Origin of the sequence: Achromobacter arsenitoxydans SY8 (assembly GCF_000236785.1) — a bacterium.
GTDB lineage: Bacteria > Pseudomonadota > Gammaproteobacteria > Burkholderiales > Burkholderiaceae_B > Achromobacter > Achromobacter arsenitoxydans.
In genome coordinates this window covers 177,953-201,660 of sequence record NZ_AGUF01000052.1, presented here as the reverse complement: position 1 = coordinate 201,660, position 23,708 = coordinate 177,953, and the positions used below count along the sequence as shown (strand labels likewise).

Below are 23,708 nucleotides of genomic sequence, written 5' to 3'. Positions count from 1 at the left end.
TATGCAAGACGATATCCTCCTCTTGCTGCAGCTGTCGGAGGTGGAAGGCCTGGCGCGTCAGGCCGAAGATGTTCAACAGCTGAGCTTTCACATTGCCAACGATGCGCATCCGTTGCTCAATTACCGTCAGGCGCTGATTTTTGAGGACACTGGCAACGATTGGCGCCTGTTGAACATTTCCGGGCTGGTCTCGGTTGATCAGGATTCCCCCTACGTGGTGTGGCTTGGGCAGGCGCGCAAATGGCTGCGCGAGCAAGCCAGCCAGCGCAAGACCTGGCTTGAGCCGCCAGCGACTCCCACAGCCGACACGGAACTGGTCGCCCGGGGATGGCGAGAGTGGTGGCCGGCGGGCGCGTGGCTTTTGCCGCTGAAAAGCCGTGCTGGCGAGCCGTTGGGGTGGGCGGTCTACTTGCTGGAACACCCGCCGACGTCCGCCCAGTCCGCCGTCATGGGCAGGCTGGCGCAATCCTGGGCCTACAGTTGGGAGTTGCTGGCCCGTCGGACGCACGGACCGCTGCGCCGGCGCAAAACGTGGATTGCCAGATTGGCGCTCCTGCTGGTGGCGGCTCTGTGCTTTCTGCCCGTGCGCCAGCGCGCGCTGGCCCCAGGCGAGGTCACCTCACTGGACCTTCAGATGATCAGCGCACCGCTGGACGGTGTAGTGAAGGCAATTCACGTGCGGCCGAATCAGATGGTGAAAGCGGGGCAACTGCTGTTCTCGCTGGACGACACCACGCTCAGCCACAGGCTGGAGGTGGCCACTCGCGCTGTGGCCGTGGCCGATGCAGAGTACGTCGCGGCGAGTCAGACGGCATACCGCAATGAAGACAGCCGTTCGCGGCTGACCCAACTGCAAAGCCGGGCGGAAGAGCGGCGCGCCGAGCTGGCCTCCATCCGTTCCCAGCTCCAGCGGCTGGAGACACGCGCGCCAAGTGCGGGGGTGGCGGTATTCAGCGATGCCAACGATTGGATCGGCAAGCCGGTCGTGACCGGTGAACGCATCATGCAATTGGCCGATCCGGACAAACCCGCAATGTTGGTCCAATTGCCGGCGTCCGACGCCATCGCCCTGGAGGTAGGCGCGCCTGTAGACCTGTACCTGACGGTGCGACCGATGCAGCCGCTTCGCGGCAAAGTGATCGAAACGAGCTACCAGGCCGCACTGACGCCCGAGGGCGTGCCCAGCTATCGCCTGCGGGCAAGCGTAGACGAAGGCGATCAAGCGCGGATCGGCCTGAAGGGCACAGCACGGCTTTCAGGGGAGCATTCGATTCTCGGCTTTGAGATCATCCGGCGGCCGCTCGCGGCGATTCGTGCCTTTTTTGGCCTGTGAGGACGCCGCCATGATGCCGGCCGCCGCCATTGAGAACTTCCCCAGCTTGAGGGAAGACCTGAGGCTGTTCCCGGCCAGCCCGCACGCCGATGGCAGTCCGGCCTGGGTGATCGAAGACCCGGTGCGAAACCGTCATTTCCGGATCGGCTGGCTGGAATTCGAATTTCTGTCGCGCTGGCGAATGGCGCCTGGGGACTTGCTGGCCGACATTGGTTGCCGGACCACCTTGCATCCGGACGAGGAGCAATTGCGCGCGTTTGCCGATTTCCTGCGTGCCAACGACCTGCTGCGGCCTGCGCCGTCGCAGAGCCAGGCCATGGCGCAGGCGGAACCGCGCCGCCCGTGGAGCCAGGCCAAGTGGTGGCTCCACAATTACCTGTTCTTTCGCATACCCCTCATCCACCCGACTTACTGGCTGAGGCATTTGTACCGGGCGCTGCGCTTTCTGTTCCATCCCGCCACGCTCTGGGTCGTTGCCGCGCTGTCGCTAACGGGGATTGTGCTTACCCTGCGGCAGTGGGACACCTTCCAACACACGCTGTTCGAATCGGTGTCCTGGCAGGGGGCCATGGGATTTGCGCTCGCGCTGCTGGTTGCAAAGACCCTACATGAGTTCGGCCATGCCTTGGTGGCCACGCATTTTGGAGTTCGGGTCGGGCACATGGGCGTCGCCTTCCTGGTGATGTGGCCCATGCTGTACACCGACACGAGTGAGTCCTGGCGACTGGCGGCCCCACGCAAGCGGCTCATGATCGCCGCAGCGGGCATAAGCACGGAGCTGATGATCGCCGGCCTTGCGACCCTGTCCTGGGCGTTGCTGCCGCCAGGCATTCTCCGGCAAGCGTGCTTTTATCTCGCCACCACAAGCTGGGTCCTGTCGCTGTTGCTGAACGCCAGCCCCTTCATGCGCTTCGATGGTTATTTCATCCTGTCGGACCTGCTGGACATGCCGAACCTGCACGAACGCGCCGCGGCTCTGGCCCGCACGGCAATTCGCCGCGGGCTGCTCGGGTGGCAGGAGCCCTGGCCGGAACCGTTTGCTGCGCCGCGGCGGCGACGGTTGATCGCGTTCGCCTGGGTTACCTGGATCTATCGCCTGGCCGTGTATCTTGGGATCGCGGTGGCGGTCTACCACTTCTTCTTCAAAGCGCTGGGCATATTCTTGTTTGCCGTGGAAATCGGCTTTTTCATCGTGCGTCCGTGTTGGCGCGAACTACGCATCTGGTCGCAGCGACGCCGCGAAACCAGAGGCACCAGGCGCTTTGTGCTGCTCCTGATTCCGATACTGTTTCTTGTCTGGCTTGCAGTGCCCAGCGCGACGCCGGTGCGGGCACCCGCGTTGGCCCGGCCCGCCCAGATGTGGGCGGCCTTCGCACCTACCCCCGCGCGCGTTGACATGCGCATCGACGCTGGTCCGGTAGCTGCCGGAGACGTTCTCGTGAGTTTGGACAATCCGGAACTGGCAAGCCAGGCCGATGCGGCCCGGGCGGGCATCCGAGGTGGCGCAGCCCGCCTGTCCGGTCTGCTGGACCAGTCGGGCGGTCTGGATCAGCAGGCGGCCACTATAGAATCGCTGGCGCTCAGCCGGGCCAATGCAGCCTCCGTCGCGGCGGAAAAGGCGCGCTTGACGCTGCGAGCACCGTTCGCGGGCGTCTGGCTGGACGTCTCGCCGGAGGTGCGCGCCGGAACCTGGGTCGGTCAACGTCAGCCATTGGGATGGCTGGTGAACCCTGACCACTGGATCGTCGAGGCCTTTGTGTCTGAAGAAGACGTTCATGCCTTGCGGCCAGGCGACCGTGGCTGTTTCTACTTTGAGCTTTCCCCCCGGCGGCAGTGCGGCAGCATCGAAGCAATTGCCCCGGCACGGTTGCAGCAGTTATCTTCGCCCATGCTGGCCACCGTGCATGACGGCCCGATTCCTGCTTTTCAGAAGCAGGACGCGTTGATTCCCGAGTATTCGCTATATGCCGTGCGCGTGACGTTGGACGAACCTTTGCCCGTGCTGCGTGAACAGCGGGGCAAAGCCTATTTCACAGGGGCGGAGCGCAGCCGCCTGATGGCCGGGCTGCGGTACGTAGCCAGCCTGGCCATCCGTGAAAGCGGCTTTTGAACTTGCCCGAGGCGTCACATGGCCCCGGACACATATCCGATCAATACGCCCAGCGCACACGCACCTGCGCCGAATGGTCCCGGTTGCCGCTGCCGAATTCGCCGTTGTAGCCCAGCACCAGCGCGCTGCTGCGGCTAAGCTCCATCCCGGCTTCCAATCCCGCCACGGCGGTGTTGCGCGCCAGCGGCACGCCGGCCACGGTGAAATTCGGCCCCCCTTCAAAAGCCATGGTGGTCTGGGTGCTCACGTCGCCGAATGCATGGCGCCAACCCAGCGTGGCCCGCAGGCGTCCTTCGGTGCGGCCCAGCAGGAAGTCGCTGTGTGCACGCACGCCCAGCATGGTGCTGGCCAAGTCGTCGTTGCTGCTGTCGGCTCCCAACGCTGCGAATCCGCCACTTTCCTGGAAACCGCGTGTGCGCTGCTGACCCAGGCTGAATCCTGCAAACGGTTCGATGCCTACCTTATCGTGCTGGCCCATGGCGTAGCCCACCTCTGCGAACACCTGTGCGGTGCTGGCGTGGTAGTCGGCCTTCAGGTTCTGGCCCAGCCCAGCAACGTTGCGTTGGGAGTTGATGTCGTGCCAGGTATAGGCCATGCCGCCCATCACGTTCAGGTTGGCGGAGCCCAGCCCGAAGGACTTGCCTGTGTAGATTGAGGCGCTGTAGCTGTCCACGGAGGCCTTGGCGCTACGGTCGGAAACGCGAGAGTCGGCGTTGGTGTAGCCGAGCGATCCGCCCACGCGCCAGCCGCTGGACGCCACTTCCGCATCGCCGCCCAGGAACAGGCCGCCCGTCGTCTGTTTCATGCGTGCGGCGTTGCCGTCGCCCGAGTAGGTTTGCCAGTGGCCCACGACCTCGGCCCACAGGGGCAGGGCGCGGGAACTGGGCAAGGCCGAGGCGGGCAGCGAGCCGCCGAATTGGGCGACAGGGTCGCCCTGGCGCAGGTTGGACGTCAGATTGGCATGCAGGTGATTGAGCGCATTCGCGCTGAACAGGTTCGCGCCGTTGCGCATGCTGCCCTGCACGGAGGCGTGGCTTTCGCCAGACAGGCTTTCGAATACGTTTTGCGGGGCGCCGTCGGGCAGGTTCTGCACGAACTTGTGCAGGGCGCTGCTGGCGGACATGCGTTCGACGGCGTTGGCCACCGCACGCTGGTTGCCTGTAGCGGCAAGGTCGGCGAACGCAATGGGACGCGTGTCGGGGGGTACCGGCTTGCCCGGATCGACCGGCTTGCCTGGATCGACGGGCGTGACCGGATCGACCGGCACCTGCTTGCGCTGCAGCTGCAGCAAGACATCGGTGTCGCGGTACTGCAGCGTCGGGGCGAGATAAGCGTAGTTGGACGCCACGCTGTCGAACGTCTGGCTTACGTGGCCAGCCGACAGAATCGTGTAGGCCTTGGCCACATCGAAGCCCGACTCGGGCCCGACGTGCAGCACCCCGCCTGCGAGGCGAGCCGTGCCTGAGACGACGATGCGATCGCTGGCGCTGGATGCGGGATCGGCATGGACCAGATAGGTGGATCCGGGCTGGAACGTCAGGTCACCGCCGATACTCAGCGTGCCGAGGACGTGGCCCGATGCGCCGGCACTGCCCGGGGCAATCGTGGCGCCGCTGGCCAGCGTGGTGGTTCCGACTGCGCCCGCGCCTGTCAGGGTTGCGCCGTTGCCCACGGCCAGGGTGCCGCCCAGCACGGCGCCCGAGCCCATGGCAAGCGTACCCGTCGAAAGCTGCGTGTTACCGCTGAACGCGTGGCTGTCGGCGGTCAGCGTCAAGATGCCCGCACCCGTCTTGGTCAGCGTGCCGTTGCCGCTGATGGCCTGGGCCAGCGTGGCGTCGGTCTTCTGGTTCAGGTCGAGCGCAGCGTTGTTGATGATGGCGCCGCTGCCCAAGGTGGCCACGGAGGCGACCAGACGGCCCCCGCTGATGATGGTGGCGCCGGTCGAGGTGTTAGCGCCTGCCAGCGTGAGCGTGCCTGCCCCGGTCTTCGTCAGGTTGCCGATGCCGCCCAGGGTCTGCAGTAGCGTGGCGTCTGCCGCCTGGTCCAGTTCGAGTTCGGCATTGTTGATGATGGCGCCGCCGCCCAGGCCAGCGACGCTGGTCACCAGGCGGCCGGCATTGACGGTCGTGCCGCCCTGGTAGCTATTGGCGCCGAGCAGCCGCAGCGTGCCCGCGCCGTTCTTGGCGATACCGCCTGCACCGCTGACATCGCCGCTCAGCGTCATCGTGGCGCCGTCGTCGGCATCCAGGCTTGCCTGGCCGCCGTCGAGTATGACGCTGTTCTGCAATTGCACGTCGTGCGTATCGGCCAATAGGCGCGCCCCATTCGCGATGTTCAGGCCGCCGCTGCCGAGCGCGCGGTCGTGGCGGACGACCAGCGTGCCCTCGCCGAGCAAGGTGCCGCCGGAGTAGGAGTTGTCGCCGGTCAGGATCAGGGCGCCGGCGGCACTCTTCTGCAGCCTTCCCAATCCGCTGACCGGAGCGTCGATCAACGCCGTCACCCCTGCGTCGGTGATGAAGTTGGCCGAACCGCCGATGCTGTTCACCAGACTCAGCCCGCCCGCCGTGCCCGCGGTCAGCCGGTAGCCATCGGTCTTGAAGTCCGCGCCGGTAAGGGCTTGCATGCCCTCGATGACAACAGTGCCGGCCATGCCGCCGAATGCCGCCTTGGCCGAGCGCCAGGCGTTGGCGGCGGAGCCGGTCGAGTTCTCCCAGTTGGTGTTGGTGCTGTTCCAGACGCCGTTGCCATTCCAGTGTTGGTACTCCAGCGATGCCGACTGGATGACGACGTTGATGCCGCCCGAAACGTGATGGAAGGTGATGTCGCTCGCCTGCACATCGTCGGGCAAGGGGCCGAGGGTGAATCCGGTGTTATTGAACGCGCCGCCGAAACTGAACAGCCTGTAGGTCCCATTGCCCAAGCCGCCTGCATCCCTGAAGTTGAACGTGGGGTTGAAGAACTGCAGCAGGTTATTGGCACTCGCCAACGGCGTCGACGACGGCGCACCCAGGGCCACGTTTATACGGCTGCCGGGGTTCAGCGTCAGGTTGCCAGCGGTCAGCGTGCGACCGCTTTCCAGGTCCAGGGCGCCGTTCCCGTCGATGTTCAGATTGCCGGCCAGCGTGCCGCTTCCGCTCAGGCTGGCGCCGCTGGCCACAGTGACCTGTCCGCCGGCCAGGCGGCTGCCGGCATCCAGGTGCAGGCGACCGGCGTCGACCTGGGTGTTGCCGGTATAGGTGTTGATGCCACCGAGGATCAAGGTGCCGGTGCCCGCCTTGGTCAGGCTGCCCGCGCCGCTGATGACGCCGGCGAACATGGAGCTGCCATTGTTATTGCCCACGGTGAGGGTCATGCCCGAATTGGTTTCGACCGCGCCGCTGCCGGTCAAAGTGCCGATGGCGGTCTGAAAGCCCAGATTGACCCTTGCGCCGGTGCCGACATTGAGATCGGGATTGACGCCCAGCCCATTGGGGACAGATGTGGTCAGCGTGCCTTGGCGCACATCAAGCAGGCCTGTAAAGGTGTTGCTGCCGCTGGCGAAATTGAGGTTGCCGGCGCCGGTTTTGGCAAGGGCGCCACTGCCGGATACCCCACCCATGAGAATGATCGGATCGGCGGTCGAAACTTCCAATGTGGCGCCATTGCCGATGGCGATCGCGTTGCCGACGACCTGGCCCGAACGGAATGCCAGGCGGCTGTCGCCGTTGGCGGTCAACGTGCCGGCGCCGAGGGCGCCGCCATTGCGCGACGTCAGGGTGCCGCTGTTGAGGACGATGCCGCCGGAGAAGGAATTGTTGGCACCCAGCGTGAGATTGCCGCTGCCCGTCTTGGTCAACGTGTTGCCTGTGCCGCCGCTGATCAGGCCGTTGAGGGTGAGATCGTTGGGGCCGCCGATGGTCAGGCCGGTATTCAGCTGTACGGGGTTGCCCAAGGCTACCGATTGCGTGCTGGTCAGGGTGCTGGCGCCAGCGACGGTCAAGGTGCCCCAACCCAGAGCCGAGTCGTCGCCAACCTGCAACGTGCCGGACACCAACGTGGTGTTGCCCATATAGCCGTTGGCATTGGGCAGCGTAAGCTGGCCTGAGCCCACTTTCGTCAGGCTACTACTGCCGAAGCCGCTGATGACCCCACCCAGCGTCAGGCTGCCGGAGCCGCCAACCGCGATGTTCCCCTCCAGGTTGATATCGTTATTTACAGTAATACTGCCGGCGCCATCAATACGCGCGCCCGAGGCGCCGATGACGACACGGCCGGTGCCAAAAGCAGCGTCCGTGCTGACGACGGTCGTCCCGGCATTGAGCCGGGTGCCACCGGCGTAAGTATTGGCGCCGTTGAGCCGCAGGATGCCTGTGCCGTTCTTGGTCAGCGTTCCATTGGTAGCGCCGGAGATTGTGCCGTTTAACGTGATGTCGCCATTGCCGGCGATCGTCAGTCCATGGACGAAAGTGCTGTAATTCGGTTGCAGGCCAATGTTGTTGCCCAGGGCCACGCTGCCTGTCTGGACGCCAAGCGCTCCGCCGCCGGCGGTCAGGGAGCCGGCGCCGAATACGTTGCCGTCGTTCACCAACAACGTGCCGCCGCTCAGTGTCGTGCTGGTGGAAGCCCCGGCTAGCAGGGCGCCGTTGACCTGCCAGGTGCCGCTTTGCACCGACAGGTTGCGGAAATTGATGTAGTTGGCCGCCGAAATCACACCAGAGCCGGCACTACCCGAACCACCGCCGATCGCGTTCTTCAATGCCAAAGTGTTATTGCCGCCGGCGCCGCCGTCCACGATGCCGGGCGCGACGAACACAAGATTGGGGTGCGAGTCGACGCTGACGGACGTGGTGCCGGTGGCGACTCCTGTGCTCACTGAGGAGCCGGTGATCGCATTGAAGGTATTGCCGCCGCCGCCAGCGCCCAACGACACGCTGCCCAGCAGCGTTCCGGTGTTGGTGAAGATGTTGCCCTGCGTCGAGGCTTCGAATGCCACGCGCCCGTGGAGCTGGTTGGTGTTGGTCATGTCGACCTGTATGCCGCCATGGACGGCGACAGTCGGCATGTCGTCGGCTGCCAGCGTTGCGCCGACAATCGGAATGGCGGAGATGATGCCGTTATTGGTCAGTTCCGCCAAGCCGCCCGGGCCGCCTTGCACATCCAGCGCCATGCCGTCCAGGTTGGCGATGGAGGCGCCCAGGTTGGCGCCCGTGCCGGAAATCCAGCCGCCCGAGAAGTTGATGATCTCAATGTGCTGATTATTGTTGGCATTGCCCGCCTTCACCCCGGTGGTCAGCACGCTCTGTTGAGCACCGACGGATGGGTTGATCTGACCGCTATTCTGGAGACGGACATTGCTGCCGCCCATGCGAAAGACTGGCGCGCCGCTGCCCGTCACCGAGCCGGCGACGGCGCCAAGATCCATGATCACCTGAAGGCCGTCCAGGAAATTGCTGAAGTTCCGCTGGTCGGTACCCGAGCACATCGCGAGTGCGGCGCTGGTATTCACCGTGCACGCCGCCCAAGCCGAAGAGGGGATCGTCGCCCCGCCCGACAAGAACGCGCCAACCGCGGCAGCCATCGCAGCGCTACGGCGCACGCGCCTGGAATCGCTGCTGCTCTTGCTTGGCCCCCGCGCGATTTCACTGACGGCCTGCCATGCGCCGGTTGCGGTGTTGAACACGACTCGGTGGATTTTGTTCATAGCTTGTACTGGATGTGCGCAGGCATGCGCGACGCTGGGGAAGGGCGGTGGCATCCCGGGAAGCGGCGGTTGGCACCTGCGCGCTGTCAGCTCAAGCGCATGGTTGGTGCGCTTGCCGGGCGTGTGAATTATGTCGTCTTGTAACGACAAATTTACAAAACGACAGAGTGTAAGCGAGGCGTTTACATTCCGCGATGACTTTCACTCGCATGACGATGCGAGTGCTGCGGGATTGCGACACAGCTGGGATATGGGGTAATCCCTGATGGCAAGGCGCGAGGCTAATCCTTGATCAACTTCGAGGATCCATGTGCAGTGACACGATTTCGACATTGCCATCGGCGAACGCGGGATACCGCGAACGTACGAGCGGGTCGTGCCCGGGAACGATGTGCTCGGGAGATTCTGCAAATTTCTGCAGGATTTCGAAGCCAGCCAGCATGTCTGCGACATTCAGCACAATCGGGAAGGGCGCGTCTTGCCCCATGTTGTCGTAATAGTGGCTGGCGTCTGACGCCAGCACGATCCATCCTCGGGCGGTGTGGACGCGTACGGACTGCAGCCCCTGGGTGTGGCCGCCGATGTGCAGTAGTTGCAGGCCGGGTGCAAGTTCGTCGTGCCCGTGGTAGAACGAGACCCGCTTGTCATACACGCCGCGCACCACGTCCACCACGTCTTCCACGGCATAGGCGTGGCGCAGCAGATCGAAGCGCATGTTGCAGCCGCAGGCGTAGTGCAATTCGCTTTCCTGCAGGTGCAGTTGCGCGTGGGGCAGTTTGCGGATATTGCCGGCGTGGTCGTAGTGAAGATGCGTCACTATCACGTCGCTCACGTCGGCGGCCCGGATGCCCAGCGCCCTCAGCGCGTCGATCGGGCAGCGCAGGAATTCGCGGCCGCGCGCCTGGGCGGCGGCTTCATTGAATCCAGTGTCGACCAGCCAGACGCGGTCGCCGTTCCGAATGATCCAGACGAAATAGTCCATCGGCATCGGACCGTCATGCGGGTCGGGAGGCGTGATGAAATTCTGGGAGCGTCGTCGTGCGACGGTGGCGTAGCGCAAGGCATAGACTTCGTAGTTGGGCAGGTTCATGCGATTCCCCGGGCGGCTCGGATCAAGGCAAGCTCTGGCTTGACGTATTGCATCAGGCTCGATGGATTCTCGACCATGGGGAAATGGCCAAGGTCAGCCATGGCGGTGAAGCGCGAGCCGGGAATCAACGCCGCGACGCGCCGGGAGTCTTCGGGGCTGGCGGAATAGTCGTAGGCGCCTGTTAGCAAGGACACGCCGAAGGTGCTGGTGTCCAAACCGCCCAGGTGTTCGGCCGCATCGAAGTCTTCGCTATAGAACCAGAGATCATTGGCGTAAACGCCGTATCCGCCTTGCGCGTAGATCCAGGCGGCCTCGCGGCGGGCGGCCAGCGGCGAACCGGGACCCATCAGCCCGCGCACATACGCGGGGTTGTGCGCGGCCTGGTTCACTGCCGGGTGGCAAAGCATCGGCGACAACCGGCCGGATGCTTTGTACGGCGCCTCCAGCGCCACCACGCCCGCCACTTCCGCAGGGCTGTTGGCGGCGATGACGAGCGCCATTGCCGCTCCCATGGAACAGCCCAGCAGCACGGCGGGCGCGCGCGCCACGTGATGGATCACGGCCAGGCAGATCTGCAGATAGGCGTCGCGCGTCAACCCGCTTTCCGTCCAGGCGCGGCCGGGCAGCGGCATGCTGCGGCCGTGGCTGGGCATATCGAACGCAATCATGCGCCATTGGCTGCGCAGCTCCGGGTCGGCCATCAGCGCGTGATACTGGCGCGAATCGGCGCCCGCGGTATGCAGCATCAACAGGGGAGGGCCGTCGGCCAGGCCGCTGGTCTCAACAAAGACCGACGCCTGGGTGGCGCCCAGATCCAGGGTGGCGTAGTGGCCGGTGATCGCGCTGCGGTCCAGCAGGGCGGGAATGGGGTCGATCTGGCCGCGCAGCAATTCGAACAAGCGTTCCAGCGCATGCAGGGCCTGGGCGATGGCCAGCGGGTCGCCGCTGACATGCAGCCCTTGCGCGTAACGCTGCGCGGCGGTGAACGAGTGGTAGCCCACGGCGGGGGCAGGGTCCAGCAGCTTGCGCCAGGTGTCGGCGGGCGCAGTAATGACGATGCATTGCGAGGGCGAGGCGGGCTGGCCAGTCCACACGCTGACCTTGCCGTCCGGCTCGGGCCCGGCTTGCAGCACAATGGCGGGCAGCAAGCCTTTGACCGCGGATTTGAACTCGCTATCCTGATGCGCCAGCATCACGCCGGCTTTCAGTTCCTGAACGATCGTCTTCACTTGTGGATGTCTCCTCTTGTTGACGTCTTAGCACTTCGAGCGCGGTGCGTTCCGCGTTGACGATGTGGCTCTGCGCGGCCGCTTGAGCGCCAACGGGATCCCGAGCCAGGATGCGCTCGAAGATGTGGTCAATTTCGGCCATGCTTTCGGGCAGCCGCTCGGGCCGCGCAAACGACGTGGCGCGTAGCAGGTTGATGCGCGACAGCAGCCCCGGCAGCATGTCTTTCACCAGGTCGTTCTCACAGCCGGACAGCAAGACATCGTAGAAATCCCGCTTGGCCGCGAGCAGGGCGGATTTATTGCTGCCCTTGGCCTGCCGGTTCAGCGCTTGAACGGCCTTGCGCAGCCGCTCCACGTCGGCATCGCTGGCAAGCCGCGCGAACTCATGCGCGGCAAATCCTTCCAGCAAGGCGCGCAGGGCGTATAGGTCGCGCGCCGCCTTCTCGGTGATGCGCACCACCGTCGGCCCCCGGTGCGGCTCGATCGAGATCAGCCGTTCGGCCTCCAGCGTGCGCAGCGCCTCGCGCAGCGTGCTGCGGCTGATGTTCAGCTGCTCACAGAGTTCAACTTCACGCAGGCGTTCACCGCCCTTGATCCGGCCGTCCATGATGGACGTGCGCAAAAATTCCTCGACGCGGGTGCGCAAGGTGGATGGCTTTTCGAATACTGCGCCGGAGCGGCTGTGCATGACGGTCTCTCGCTTGACTTGGCGGCGGGCTCAAGCAATGTCCAGGCTTGTGGCCGTTACGGTGCGAGCCGCCGGTTCAACGTAAAGACGCAATATATCCCGCCGGCGGGTCATGATCACAGCCCCAGGTAAGCCGCGCGCACCCGGCTGTCTTCCAGCAACGCGCTGCTGGGGCCGGACAGCGCCATTTCGCCGGATTGCAGCACATAGGCGTGATCGGCCACCGACAGCGCCAGGCGGGTGTTCTGTTCCACCAGCAGAATGGTCAACCCGCTGCGATGAATGTCGATCATGGCCTGGTGCATTTCCTCGACCACCTTGGGCGCCAGCCCATGGCTGGGTTCGTCCAGCAGCAGCAGGCGCGGCTTGAGCATCAGCGCGCGGCCGAACGCCACCATCTGCTGTTCACCGCCGGACAGCGTACCCGCCGCCTGCCGGCGGCGTTCCCGCAGACGGGGAAACAGCGCATAGACCTGATCGCAGCTCTGCTTGAGCGCTGCGGCATCCCTGCGGCGGCAATAGCCGCCCAGGTACAGGTTTTCTTCGACGGTCATCTCGGCAAACACATGGCGGCCTTCCGGCACATGCGCGATGCCCAGCTCCGGCACCCGGTGCGGGGGCAGGCGCAGAATGTCCTGGCCATCGAAGACGATGCTGCCGCTGACCTTGTCCAGCAGGCCGGAGATGCAGCGCAGCAGGGTGCTTTTGCCGGCGGTGTTGGCGCCGACCACGGTGATGAAGCCGCCTTCAGGCACCTCCAGCGACACCTCATGCAGCACCGGGCTGCGGTCATAAGAGGCGGTCAGGCCCCGGATCTGCAACAGGCTCATGCCGCCACCTCCAGCTGCTCCATCGACTTGCCCAGGTACACCTCGATCACCTTCGGGTCCGCCGCGATCTCGGCCGGACTGCCTTCCGCGATTTTCTGGCCGAACGACAGCACCAGAATCCGGTTGCATAGCCGCATGATGGCGCGCATATGGTGTTCCACCACGATGAAGGTAATGCCCGATTCGTCCCGCAAGCTGCGGATCAGATCCAGCAAGGCGTCCATTTCGGCATCGTTCAGCGCCGCCATCACCTCGTCCAGCAGAAAGACCTTAGGGTCGGTGCACAGTGCGCGCGCCAGCTCCACCCGCGCCTGCTCAGGGAAAGACAGCTCGCCCGCAGGCTTGGCAGCGATAGAAGACAGGCCCACGCGATCCAGGTTTGCGCGCGCCACCTGGCGGGCGCGCGGCACGTCGTGGCGCAGCAGCCCACCGACCAGCACGTTGTCCTCTACCGTCATCTCGGGAAACAGCGCCACGTTCTGGAAGGTCTTGGTCATGCCCAGCGCGGCAATCTGATGCGGACGCAGGCCGCTGACGTCCCGGCCTTCGAGCTCGATACGCCCGCCCTGGCTGGGATACAGCCCGACCAGTAGATTGAACAGCGTCGTTTTGCCCGCGCCATTGGGGCCGATCAGGCCCAGAATGTCGCCTTGCTCGACCCGGAAGGAGACGTCATCCACCGCCTTCAGCCCGCCAAAGCGGCGCTGCAGGTTCGACACTTTCAGGATGTCAGGCATGCTGGCTCCGCGTCAGATTGCGCAGCCGTGCCCACAAAGCGGACAGGCCACGCGGTTCGATCAGGATGATGGCGATCAAGATCAGCCCGAACGCCAACTGGGACACGCCCGCCGTGTGGCCCGACAGCCAATCGTTGAACACTTCTTCAAGGGGAATGATGACCAGCGCGCCGATCAGCGGCCCGGCCACGGTTCCCACGCCGCCGATGATGCAGATCAGCGCCACCCGCACCGACACCCCCACCAGCGAAAACACCGTGTCCGGGTCGAAGAAGTAGATGAACTGCGCATACAGCGTGCCGCAGGCGCCCATCAGCGCGGCCGATATGACCGCCGCCAGGATCCGCGTTCGCGCGGTGTTCACGCCGATCACCTCCGCCGCCTGCGGATTAGCCTTCACGGCGCGCAGCCGGTAGCCCAGCCGCGAACGGCTGATCAGCGCGAACACCACCGACGTGATCAGCGCGGCGCCCAGCATCAGGTAGTAATACGGAATGCTGGACTTGAATTGCATCTGCGCCAGGCCCTCCGAAAACGGGATGGACAGACCGACCGGCCCGCCCGTCACCGAGGCCCAGGTATTGGCGATGGCGCGCAGCACTTCACCGAAGGCCAGCGTGGCCAGCGCAAAGTAATGCCCGCGCAGCCGCATCGTGGGCAGGCTAAGCAGGGCGCCAGCCACGGCCGCCACCGCCATTGCCGCCACCATCCCCAGCCAGGGCGAAATGCCAAAACGCAGCAACAGCAGGGTGGAGGTATACGCGCCCAGCCCAAAAAAGGCGGCATGCCCCAGCGAGATCTGATTGGCCAAACCGCCCACGATATTCCAGGATTGGCCCATCGCCGCGAACAGCAGCACCAGCGTCAGCACGCGGATGCCATAGCCCTGATCTTCCAGCAGCCAGGGCGCGGCCGCGGCGATCACGAGCGTGATCGCCCAGGGCAGGGAGTGCCGGTTCAAGCTCATGTTGCAGCCCTTTTCAAAAGACCTTCCGGGCGCACGGCCAGGACAAGAATGAAGATGGCGAAGAGCACCAGGTTCTGTAGCTGCATCGGCAGCACCAGCGACGACAGGGACTGGATCACGCCGACGGCCACCCCGCCCACGACTGCCCCCAGCACGCTGCCCAGCCCGCCCAGCACCACCGCCGTGAACATCAGCACGCTGAACTGCGCGCCTACCGTGGTGGAGGCGGTGAGATAGGGCAGGATGATGCCGCCGCCCAACGCCGTCAGGCCCACGCCCAGCCCAAACGCCAGCTGATGCACACGATGGGTGGAAATGCCCGACAGCCGCGCGGCCATCGGATCTTGCGCCGTGGCCCGCACCGCCATGCCCCACCAGGTTTTTTTCAGCACCCACCACAGCGCCAGCCCGGCCACGGCCGCCACCACAAAGGCCAGCAGATAGGGCGCACTAAGCAGGATCGGGCCGACTGCCAGCGCTGTCATCTGATAGGACGTCTGCACCGACCGGAACTCCGAGCCGAACAGGATCAGCGCCAGATTCTCCATGACGATGAGCAAGCCCACCGTCAGGAAAATCTGCGCGACCGCCGGCGCCTTCAACACGCGGTTGATCAGGAATTTCTGGGTCAGCACCCCGATCACAAAGGCCACGGCGAAAGACAGCAGCGACCCCAGCAGCGGGTCCAGCCCCAGCAGTTTCCAGGCGAAGTACGCCACGAACATGCCCACCATCAGGAATTCGGCCTGGGCGAAATTGACAATCGAGACCACCCCGAACACCAGCGTCAACCCGATTGAGATGACCGCATACACGCCGCCCAGCAAAATGCCGTCCACCAGCGCCTGCAAAAATTGCATGACTGTCCCCCTCCGTCCTTCGTGTAGCGCGCGGCGTGCTCAGCCGGCGGCGATGACGCTGCCCTTGGCCAGCTCCTTGGGCCACACCGACACCAGTTCATTGTTCTGCCACTGAACCATGATGGGCTGGGCCAGGGTGTTCAGGCCCTTGGCGTCAAAATGCACGCCGCCGCCCGACATCACCCCCGACCAGCCCTGGTCATATTTCTGCGCGCGCAGCGCCTGGGACACCGCTTCGGGCTTGTCGGACTTGGCCACCTCCAGCGCCTGGGCAAGCACGCCCGCGCACACGGCATGTTCCAAGGCTTCATGCGGCATGAAGGTGCCAAAGCGCTTGCGATACCGCTCGGTGTATTCCGGGGCCTGGTCGTAATTGGCCGGCGCGATGGACAGCACGGCCTGCGAGTACTGGCCCAGCGCCTTGGCGAAATCGGGAATGACGTAGCCCGCGGCGCCGCCCACGACCGGCACCGTAAGCCGCTGTTGGCGCATTACCCGAATGATCAGCAGGCTGTCGTTCAGGTAGGAAATCGGGAATACGATCTGCGCGTCCGAGCCGCGCAGCTTGCTGATCAGCGGCGTGACATCGGTGATGCCCAGCGGATAGGCTTCGTCCAGCACGATTTGCGCGCCGGCCGCCTTGGCGGCATTGCGCACGCCCACGGCCTGCGAGGTGCCGTAGGCCGTGTCTTCGTACAACAGGGCGATTTTCTTGATGTCGGACGCGCCGGCCACCACCGAGGCCGCATAGTCGTACTGCGCCTTGCCCAGCACCGAGCCCTTGGACACCACCTGGAAGATGTGCTTGAAGCCGCGTTCGGTCAGCACGTCGGAAAACGACATCGTCAGCAAGGGGATGCCCCGGCGCTCGGTCACTTCCGACACGGCCAGCGTCAATGACGAGGCATAGGCGCCAATGATGGCCACGCAGCGGTTCTGCGTGATCAGCCGCTGCGCGACGGTGGCGGCGGTGGTGGGCTGCGAGGTCGCATCGGCAATGATCAGCTTGAGCTTGGCGCCGCCTAGCGACTTGATGCCGCCGGCCGCGTTGATCTCATCGGCCGCCAGCTCCAGCCCCTGGCGGGAGTTGATGCCGAACTGCGCATTCGCGCCCGACAGGGGCAGGATCACGCCCACGTTGATCTCGCTGGGCGCGGCCACGGCTGGGCGGGGCAGGGATGCCGCCAATGCAACTGCACCCATTCCCGCTACGAATTCCCGGCGCCCATGGCGCACGGCCTGCTTGGGGGTGTTCTTCATATTTGTCTCCTGGCTTTTTGTGGGTGTTTGCGCACGGCAGCCAGCCCGGCGCTTTGCGGCATTATTGTGCTCAAACTTTAAGCAGTCAAGCGGATTGTCCGACAATCTGACTATTGACGTTTTATAAATAATTGCCTGACAATCCGACAAACACTTTCGCCAAGCAACGGCGAAATACCTATCAGCAACAACCAGCGGCGCGTGCCCAAGGGCCTGCCGTAAATCACCCAGAGGAACTCATGGCAGACATCAAATCCGAAACCCAAGCCCTGTTCGACCAAGGCCTGAATCTGCGCCGCGAAGTGCTTGGCACCGAGTACGTGGACGGCTCGCTGGCCCGCGCCAATGACTTCATGATGGCGTTTCAGCACATCACCACCGAATGGTGCTGGGGCTACACCTGGGGCCGTCCGGGTCTTGAGAAGAAGACGCGCAGCATGTTGAACCTGGCCATGCTCACCGCCCTGAACCGGCCGGCCGAAATCAAGCTGCACGTCAAAGGCGCGCTGAACAACGGCGTCACCGTGGAAGAGATCAAGGAAATCCTGCTGCAAGCCACCGTTTACTGCGGCATTCCCGCCGGCCTGGATGCGTTCAAGGTCGCCAATCAGGTGCTGGAAGAAGAGGGTGCCTTCAAGGAGCAGCAAGCATGAGCGCCGCGCAAGAGCGCGTCGGCCTGATCGGCATCGGCAGCATGGGCTGGCCCATGGCGGCGCGCCTGGTGCAAGCCGGCTACGCCGTCACGGTGTTTGACGCCGTGCCCGGACAGGCGCAAAAGTTCGCGCAAGAGGTAGGCGGCCAGGCCGCCACGACCTGCGCCGCGCTGGCCGCGCAAAGCGACATCGTCTTCACGATGCTGCCCACCAGCGCCATCGTCGAGCAGGTGCTGAACGGGCCGGACGGCGTGCTGGCAGGCTTGCGCCCGGGCGGCGTCGTGGTGGACATGAGCTCGGGCGTGCCCGCCCATACGCAGCGGCTGGCGACGGCCATTGCCAACGCGGGCGGCCAGATGGTGGATGCGCCGGTGTCCGGCGGCGTGCCGCGCGCACGCACCGGTGAGCTCGCCATCATGTTCGGCGGCCCCGCCGAAACGCTGGAACGCGTGCGCCCCGCGCTGTCTGCAATGGGCACGTCCATCACGGCGGTGGGCGAGGTGGGCAGCGCCCACGCCATGAAGGCGCTGAACAATCTGGTATCCGCCGGCGGCTTTCTGATCGGCGTGGAAGCCATGCTGATCGGCCAGCAGTTCGGCCTGGACCCGAACGTGATCGTGGACGTGTTGAACGCATCCACCGGCATGAACAATTCCACGCAAAAGAAGTTCAAGCAGTTCGTGCTGTCGCGCCAATTCAATTCCGGCTTCGGCCTGGACTTAATGGTCAAAGACCTGGGCATTGCGCTGGGCATCGCTACCGACACGGGTACGCCCACGCCGTTTGCCTCGTTGTGCCGCGAACTCTGGGCGTCGGCGGGCAAGACGCTGGGCGCCGGGCAGGATCACACTGCAGTGGCGCGCCTGTCGGAAATGCTGGCTGGCGTGGAGCTGGCTGCCAAAAAAGACTAGACCTTTCGTATCCCAACGGCGCGGCAATCACCGCGCCGTCTTTTCAACCTGCATCACAAAAAACCGCCAAGACAAGGCGGAGGGCCGGCTGTTGCCGGTCGAAACAGCGAGGAGCAAGAGTATGAAGAAGATTTTCATGGCGACACTGGGCGCCGGCTTGGTCGCACTTGGCGCAAATGCATCCGCACAAAGCTATCCGACGCGAGCCATCTCGATGGTCGTACCCTACGCCGCTGGCGGATCCACAGACGGTCTGGCCCGCATCGTCGCGCAAGCCATGGGCGAAAACCTGGGGCAGACCATTGTGGTTGAGAACCTGGGCGGCGGCGGCACCATGATTGGCAACCAGCGCGTGACGCGGGCCGAACCGGATGGCTATACCATCACGTTCGGCAACATGGGCTCGCTGGCGATCGCTCCATCGCTCTATCCCAAGAGCAAGTTCGATCCGCGCCGGGATCTGGCCGCAGTCGGCCTGGTCGCCACCGTCCCGATGGTGCTGTCGGTAAGTAAAAAGAGCGGCGTCAAGACGCTGCCTGACTTTGTTTCGCGTTTGCAGAAGCAAGGCGCCGATGTGAACTTCGGCAACGCTGGAAACGGGTCGACCAGTCATATATCCGCCGCCTACTTCATGCATGTGACCAAGACCCAAGGCATGCAAATACCCTACCGCGGGGCGGGCCCGGCCATCGCTGACCTGATCGCGGGCACTGTGGATGCGGTAATTGACCAAACGGTCACGATGATCCCACTTCACGACGCGAACCGCGTCACCGCGCTGGCGGTGGCCAGCGCCAGCCGCCTGCCCCAGATTCCGGATGTCCCGACTTTCGCCGAGGCGGGCGTGCCAGATTTCAACATGAGCGTCTGGAATGGCATCGCGGCGCCGGCCGGTACACAGCCAGCGGTAATTGCCAGGCTGGAGCAGGCGCTGGCTGCGGCGTTGAAAAGTCCCAATGTGCGCGAGTCGCTGGATAAGTTGGCAGCGCAAGCGCCGAGCGAAAAAGAGCAGGGCGGGGCAGCTTTTCAAGCACTGATTGCCCGCGATGTGCCCAGGTTTTCAGCGCTCATCAAAGAAGCGAACGTCACTGTGAATTGAAGCCAGATCGGGGGACGGAAGGTGGCGGTCCTACCTCGATCTGGCTTGGCTTATGCCGTTGGACCAGCGTGTGGGATCCGCGCGCGACTCTTCAGTGCATTCCAGAATGTTTTCGGAGCGGTTCTAGAGGCCGATTGAATGTTCTCTCGTACCGCGTCCGCAACTTGGGCGGATTCATCATATGCCGGTGCTTTCCGAATTCTCAAAGGCTTCGAGCTTTACTTGTGCCGACGGGGTCATCAAGATCAACAGCATGGCCGCCGACTGCTATCGACTGCATGTCCATCGACTTGAATAGTCGGTGGACATAAAGTTGAGAGTTGATTTCGACCAATCTCTCCTATAACAAGAACAGGTCGAAATCCGACTTTATGTCCAAGTCATTGGACATAAAGTTGAGAATTCGCGGCAGCGGGACATAAAGTTGGAAATCGGCGGACGTTTCTCCGCAACATGCTTCGCACTCCACAGCCCCGCGCCCGGGCTCAGTTTTTGCCGCGCAAGCGCTGCAACATGGCACTAGGCTTTATCCGAATGCGTCGGTAATACTTAGGCCGTACATTCCGGCGAAGGCAGCCATAGATGGCACTTGAAAACCAAAAGATTTCGAGACAGTGCGCTAGGCTCCGTGCGACACCTCGCTGGCCTATGCAGATGACGCAAGCGGCTCTCGCTGCAATGTTTCTTGCGTGTTGCCTGAATGCCGCCGCGTGGGCTGACGCGCCACTCATGACTGACAAGTCCGATGGAGGGCTCGACGCTAGCGATTTCCTGCTTCGTAACCGTGGCGCATTGCCAGTGCCGGTCATCATTACCGAGCCCGCAGTGGGTTACGGAGGGGGGCTGATGCTGCTGTATTTTTCAGAGGCTGATGCGCACGAGGGCGGTGAGGCGATGGAAGGGCGAAAACCGCCTCCCAATATTACCGGTGTGGGTGGCCTGGCCACTGAAAACGGTACGCGAGGCGGAGCGCTCTTTCACTTCCATAACTGGTCTGGAGACCGGTATCGCTATCTTGGCGCGATTGCGCAGGGTCGAGCCAACCTGGAATACTACGGCGCCTTCGATAGCGGGCGGAACTACCAAGTCAGAGGCACATTTCTGGTGCAGCAGGTGCTTGCTCGGCTTGGAGACAGCCGTTGGTACGCGGGCCCGCGATATTCCTATTTTCGTTCCAGCACCCGCTTCACCGGCACGGCCGCATCAGAGCTTTCCCTGGAACAGCAGGCCGGCCACATTGGGAAGGCGGGCGCAGTGTTGGAATACGACACTCGGGACAACATCTTCTACCCGAATCGCGGATCGTATGCCGAATTCACGGCAGAGCTTGCACGTAATTGGCTGGGCAGCGACCAACCTTTCGAAAGCTATCGAGCGCGTGGATACAACTGGCTGCCGCTGAAGGAACGCTGGACATTAGGCCTGCGCGCCGATGGTCAATTCACACGTGGCACAGTACCTTTCTACGCCCAACCTTATGTCGATCTGCGTGGTGTAGCGCGCGGGCGCTATCAGGATCGTGACGCGGTGGTGCTGGAAACCGAACTGCGCTGGAATGTCACTCCTCGATGGTCGGTACTGGCATTTACCGGGGTTGGAAAGGCTTACGGCAATTGGCGCTCGTTCTCAGAGGCCCAGAATGTCGTCAGCGTGGGCACAGGCTTTCGCTACTTGCTCGCACGCTCCCTGGGCTTGGCCGTCGGTGTGGATGTGGCGCATAGCAAGGACCAAAGCGCCTTCTATATCCAGGTCGGCTCTGCCTGGAGGTGAACGTTGAGACTTTGCCCCGTGCGCTGCGACATTGCGTCCACGGTTGGCGGTGTTTCGATCGACGCCGCTCGAAAATTGGATATCCCATTGAATGACTCCTCAGTCATTTGGATAAGCTGGCGCTGAGTTTCTGCGTGCTGCTGTGAGCTACTTTTTTTGAAAGCCAATTCGTAGTTTTCGCATTTCGGATAGCGCCGCCTCGAAAAGGGCTCTACCTTCTACGGACGGTAGCCCATTTAAACCGCCAAACACTTCGTCGTCGAATCTGCCTTTATGGCCGTTTTGACGCGAGCGTGGCGCACGCAGTTTTGGCTTGACTCGACTGAGGGAGAGGGCAAGTGAAACAGAAGCTAAAGATCGGACTGGCGCTTGCGGCGATTCTCGGGGCTTCGGCCGCGATCGGCGCTTATGTGGCGGGTACTCCTGCCGCTCCTCAGACTCATGTAGTCAAACTCGGTGACGGCAAAAACGGCCCAGCAGGAATGGCCTGGATTCCGGGGACTGAATTCCTCATGGGGAACGACCATCAGATGTCTCAGCCCAATGAGCGCCCCGCGCACAAGGTACGGCTGACTGGATTCTGGATGGACGTGCATGACGTCACTAACGCAGAGTTCCGCCGATTCGTCGATGCCACCGGCTACGTTACAACCGCAGAGCAAAAGCCGCGCTGGGAAGATCTGCGTCCCCAGTTGCCGCCCGGCACGCCCCGCCCGGATGACAGTGCGCTCGTCGCCGGGGCGATGGTGTTCGTCGGCACGGAGACCGAGGTCTCGCTTCGCGACTACTCACGCTGGTGGCGTTTCGTGCCCGGCGCCAATTGGCGCCACCCGCAAGGGCCAGGGAGCAACATCGACGGCAAGGACGAACACCCTGTCGTGCAGGTGTCGTATGAAGACGCCCAGGCCTATGCCCAGTGGACGGGGAAACGCCTGCCGACCGAGGCCGAATGGGAATTCGCGGCGCGCGGCGGTTACGAGCAGGCCACCTACAGTTGGGGCAACGAACTGCAGCCGCAGGGCCAAGCCATGGCCAATATATGGGATACCCGGCAGCAGCAGCCGTTTCCCGTGGTCAAGGACGAAAAGGTGCAGGTGGGCACGACTCCCGTGGGCAGCTACGCGCCCAACGGCTACGGCCTTTACGACATGGCCGGCAACGTCTGGCAGTGGACGGCGGATTGGTATCGGGCGGATGCGTTCATGGTGCAGGCGCAGTACCGCCAACCACCCACGGATCCGGCCGGACCGGCAGACAGTTTCGACCCGAGCGACGGCAACGTGCCGGCCTCGGCGCCCAAGCGCGTCACGCGCGGCGGGTCATTTCTCTGCAGCGACACCTATTGCATCAGCTACCGCGCCAGCGCGCGGCGTGGCACCGACCCCCTCAACCCCATGTCGCATCTCGGATTCCGGACGGTCATGACGCCAGAGCAATGGAAGTCGGCCCAAGCGCGTCAGCGCAGCATCGCCAGTCGTTAAGCGCCGCTCCCAGCGAGCTGCCGGTCCAGGGGAAGGGGAAGAGACATGGCGAACCGTGAAGGCATTCTTGCGCTTGAACAGGCGGTATCCCGAGAGGTGCTGGGACAGGCGCAGGTCATACGCAACATCATCGTGGCACTGCTGGCCGATGGGCACATCCTGCTCGAAAGCCTGCCTGGGCTGGCCAAGACGCGCTCGGTCAAGGCGCTGGCGGCGCATCTTGCGGCAGAGATGCGCCGCATCCAGTTCACGCCGGACCTGCTGCCTTCGGACATCACGGGCGCCGATGTGCTGCAGCAGGACGCCGAAGGCCGAAACCAGGTGGCGTTCCAGCCCGGTCCGCTATTTGGCAATCTCATTCTCGCCGACGAGGTGAACCGGGCGCCGGCCAAGGTTCAGTCCGCGCTACTCGAAGCGATGGAAGAACGGCAGATCACCGTGGGAGGCGAGACCCGGCCCATGCCGCCGCTGTTCATGGTGCTGGCAACGCAGAATCCGATCGAACAGGAAGGCACTTATCCGCTGCCCGAAGCCCAGATGGACCGGTTCCTGATGAAGGTCAGCTTCGACTATCCCGCGCCCGACGACGAGCTGGAGATGCTTGCGCTGCTGCGCCGCCCGGCCAAGTCGGCGGACGCCGCCAGCCGCCTGTCCCAGGACGACTTGTTCGCCTGCCGGGCGGAAGCGGCTGCGGTCCACGTCTCGGCCGCGACCGATCGCTACATCGTCGACCTGGTCAACGCGACGCGGCATTCGAATGACCCGGATATCGGCCGCTGGATACAGGTGGGCGCAAGTCCGCGCGGCGCGATTGCATTGGACCGGACGGCCCGCGCCCACGCCTGGCTATCGGGCGCCGATTTCAGCGCGCCCGACGACGTGCGTGCGATGGCGCACCCTGTGCTGCGCCATCGTCTCCAGCTGTCCTACGATGCGGTGGCCGACGGCGTGACGCCCGATGCGGTGATCGACCGCCTGCTTGACACGGTCGCGGTACCGGCCTGAGGGCG

Annotated in this window: 17 protein-coding genes and 1 pseudogene; 8 read left to right on the top strand and 10 right to left on the bottom strand. The window is 63.9% G+C overall.

Features of this window, described 5'->3' with window-relative positions; genetic code table 11:
• The first annotated feature begins 1 nt into the window (after position 1).
• Both KYC_RS14920 and KYC_RS14915 read left to right on the top strand, forming a co-directional pair.
• Complete coding sequence (locus KYC_RS14920) at positions 2-1,333, top strand: efflux RND transporter periplasmic adaptor subunit (protein WP_008163667.1); 1,332 nt, start codon at positions 2-4, stop codon at positions 1,331-1,333.
• A 10-nt stretch (positions 1,334-1,343) separates the two neighbouring features.
• Positions 1,344-3,443 (top strand): site-2 protease family protein, encoded by a 2,100-nt coding sequence (locus KYC_RS14915; protein ID WP_008163665.1) that lies wholly within the window; start codon positions 1,344-1,346, stop codon positions 3,441-3,443.
• 40 nt (positions 3,444-3,483) lie between these two features.
• On the opposite strand, the gene KYC_RS14910 is transcribed toward KYC_RS14915, so the two are convergent.
• The 10 genes and pseudogenes from KYC_RS14910 to KYC_RS14870 form a co-directional block, all read right to left on the bottom strand.
• Complete coding sequence (locus KYC_RS14910; protein ID WP_238531933.1) at positions 3,484-8,928, bottom strand: autotransporter domain-containing protein; 5,445 nt, start codon at positions 8,926-8,928, stop codon at positions 3,484-3,486.
• A gap of 63 nt (positions 8,929-8,991) precedes the next feature.
• A pseudogene (locus KYC_RS30130) lies at positions 8,992-9,123 on the bottom strand (ESPR domain-containing protein); the annotation flags it as partial.
• Positions 9,124-9,415: 292 nt separating this feature from the next.
• Complete coding sequence (locus KYC_RS14905) at positions 9,416-10,213, bottom strand: N-acyl homoserine lactonase family protein (RefSeq protein WP_008163662.1); 798 nt, start codon at positions 10,211-10,213, stop codon at positions 9,416-9,418.
• Positions 10,210-11,442 carry an alpha/beta fold hydrolase gene (locus KYC_RS14900; protein ID WP_100148311.1) on the bottom strand — a complete coding sequence of 411 codons (1,233 nt, stop codon included), beginning with the start codon at positions 11,440-11,442 and terminating at the stop codon, positions 10,210-10,212. Before KYC_RS14900 ends, KYC_RS14905 begins: the two co-directional genes overlap by 4 nt.
• Positions 11,387-12,130, bottom strand: a complete 744-nt coding sequence (locus KYC_RS14895; RefSeq protein WP_008163659.1) for a GntR family transcriptional regulator — start codon at positions 12,128-12,130, stop codon at positions 11,387-11,389. The genes KYC_RS14900 and KYC_RS14895 overlap by 56 nt, the downstream gene beginning before the upstream one ends.
• Positions 12,131-12,246: 116 nt before the next feature.
• Positions 12,247-12,960: an ABC transporter ATP-binding protein gene (locus tag KYC_RS14890; RefSeq protein ID WP_008163656.1), complete on the bottom strand. Its 714-nt coding sequence runs from the start codon at positions 12,958-12,960 to the stop codon at positions 12,247-12,249.
• Positions 12,957-13,697, bottom strand: coding sequence for an ABC transporter ATP-binding protein (locus KYC_RS14885; RefSeq protein WP_008163653.1), 741 nt, complete (start codon positions 13,695-13,697; stop codon positions 12,957-12,959). The genes KYC_RS14890 and KYC_RS14885 overlap by 4 nt, the downstream gene beginning before the upstream one ends.
• Complete coding sequence (locus KYC_RS14880; protein ID WP_008163652.1) at positions 13,690-14,664, bottom strand: branched-chain amino acid ABC transporter permease; 975 nt, start codon at positions 14,662-14,664, stop codon at positions 13,690-13,692. Before KYC_RS14880 ends, KYC_RS14885 begins: the two co-directional genes overlap by 8 nt.
• Positions 14,661-15,524 (bottom strand): branched-chain amino acid ABC transporter permease, encoded by an 864-nt coding sequence (locus KYC_RS14875; RefSeq protein ID WP_008163651.1) that lies wholly within the window; start codon positions 15,522-15,524, stop codon positions 14,661-14,663. Before KYC_RS14875 ends, KYC_RS14880 begins: the two co-directional genes overlap by 4 nt.
• Positions 15,525-15,563: 39 nt before the next feature.
• Positions 15,564-16,784, bottom strand: a complete 1,221-nt coding sequence (locus KYC_RS14870; protein ID WP_008163648.1) for an ABC transporter substrate-binding protein — start codon at positions 16,782-16,784, stop codon at positions 15,564-15,566.
• A gap of 239 nt (positions 16,785-17,023) precedes the next feature.
• On the opposite strand from KYC_RS14870, the gene KYC_RS14865 reads away from it, so the two are divergent.
• From KYC_RS14865 to KYC_RS14840, 6 genes are all read left to right on the top strand, one after another.
• On the top strand, positions 17,024-17,437 hold the full coding sequence (locus KYC_RS14865; protein ID WP_008163645.1) for a carboxymuconolactone decarboxylase family protein: 414 nt from the start codon (positions 17,024-17,026) through the stop codon (positions 17,435-17,437).
• Positions 17,434-18,348: an NAD(P)-dependent oxidoreductase gene (locus tag KYC_RS14860; RefSeq protein ID WP_008163644.1), complete on the top strand. Its 915-nt coding sequence runs from the start codon at positions 17,434-17,436 to the stop codon at positions 18,346-18,348. The genes KYC_RS14865 and KYC_RS14860 overlap by 4 nt, the downstream gene beginning before the upstream one ends.
• Before the next feature lie 121 nt (positions 18,349-18,469).
• Positions 18,470-19,447 carry a Bug family tripartite tricarboxylate transporter substrate binding protein gene (locus KYC_RS14855; protein ID WP_008163642.1) on the top strand — a complete coding sequence of 326 codons (978 nt, stop codon included), beginning with the start codon at positions 18,470-18,472 and terminating at the stop codon, positions 19,445-19,447.
• Between the two features lie 648 nt (positions 19,448-20,095).
• Positions 20,096-21,217, top strand: a complete 1,122-nt coding sequence (locus KYC_RS14850; RefSeq protein WP_008163640.1) for a BamA/TamA family outer membrane protein — start codon at positions 20,096-20,098, stop codon at positions 21,215-21,217.
• Between the two features lie 338 nt (positions 21,218-21,555).
• Positions 21,556-22,698, top strand: coding sequence for a formylglycine-generating enzyme family protein (locus tag KYC_RS14845; RefSeq protein ID WP_043518485.1), 1,143 nt, complete (start codon positions 21,556-21,558; stop codon positions 22,696-22,698).
• 45 nt (positions 22,699-22,743) lie between these two features.
• Positions 22,744-23,703, top strand: a complete 960-nt coding sequence (locus KYC_RS14840) for an AAA family ATPase (RefSeq protein ID WP_008163637.1) — start codon at positions 22,744-22,746, stop codon at positions 23,701-23,703.
• Positions 23,704-23,708: the final 5 nt, after the last annotated feature.

What these genes read in the sequence shown, in the direction of transcription:
- KYC_RS14915 (WP_008163665.1), top strand. Translation starts at nt 1,344, where the DNA reads ATGATGCCGGCCGCCGCCATTGAGAACTTCCCCAGCTTGAGGGAAGAC.
- KYC_RS14850 (WP_008163640.1), top strand. Translation starts at nt 20,096, where the DNA reads ATGCAGATGACGCAAGCGGCTCTCGCTGCAATGTTTCTTGCGTGTTGC.
- KYC_RS14890 (WP_008163656.1), bottom strand. Translation starts at nt 12,960, where the DNA reads ATGAGCCTGTTGCAGATCCGGGGCCTGACCGCCTCTTATGACCGCAGC.
- KYC_RS14870 (WP_008163648.1), bottom strand. Translation starts at nt 16,784, where the DNA reads ATGAAGAACACCCCCAAGCAGGCCGTGCGCCATGGGCGCCGGGAATTC.
- KYC_RS14875 (WP_008163651.1), bottom strand. Translation starts at nt 15,524, where the DNA reads ATGCAATTTTTGCAGGCGCTGGTGGACGGCATTTTGCTGGGCGGCGTG.
- KYC_RS14865 (WP_008163645.1), top strand. Translation starts at nt 17,024, where the DNA reads ATGGCAGACATCAAATCCGAAACCCAAGCCCTGTTCGACCAAGGCCTG.
- KYC_RS14860 (WP_008163644.1), top strand. Translation starts at nt 17,434, where the DNA reads ATGAGCGCCGCGCAAGAGCGCGTCGGCCTGATCGGCATCGGCAGCATG.
- KYC_RS14905 (WP_008163662.1), bottom strand. Translation starts at nt 10,213, where the DNA reads ATGAACCTGCCCAACTACGAAGTCTATGCCTTGCGCTACGCCACCGTC.
- KYC_RS14880 (WP_008163652.1), bottom strand. Translation starts at nt 14,664, where the DNA reads ATGAGCTTGAACCGGCACTCCCTGCCCTGGGCGATCACGCTCGTGATC.
- KYC_RS14920 (WP_008163667.1), top strand. Translation starts at nt 2, where the DNA reads ATGCAAGACGATATCCTCCTCTTGCTGCAGCTGTCGGAGGTGGAAGGC.
- KYC_RS14885 (WP_008163653.1), bottom strand. Translation starts at nt 13,697, where the DNA reads ATGCCTGACATCCTGAAAGTGTCGAACCTGCAGCGCCGCTTTGGCGGG.
- KYC_RS14840 (WP_008163637.1), top strand. Translation starts at nt 22,744, where the DNA reads ATGGCGAACCGTGAAGGCATTCTTGCGCTTGAACAGGCGGTATCCCGA.
- KYC_RS14855 (WP_008163642.1), top strand. Translation starts at nt 18,470, where the DNA reads ATGAAGAAGATTTTCATGGCGACACTGGGCGCCGGCTTGGTCGCACTT.
- KYC_RS14895 (WP_008163659.1), bottom strand. Translation starts at nt 12,130, where the DNA reads ATGCACAGCCGCTCCGGCGCAGTATTCGAAAAGCCATCCACCTTGCGC.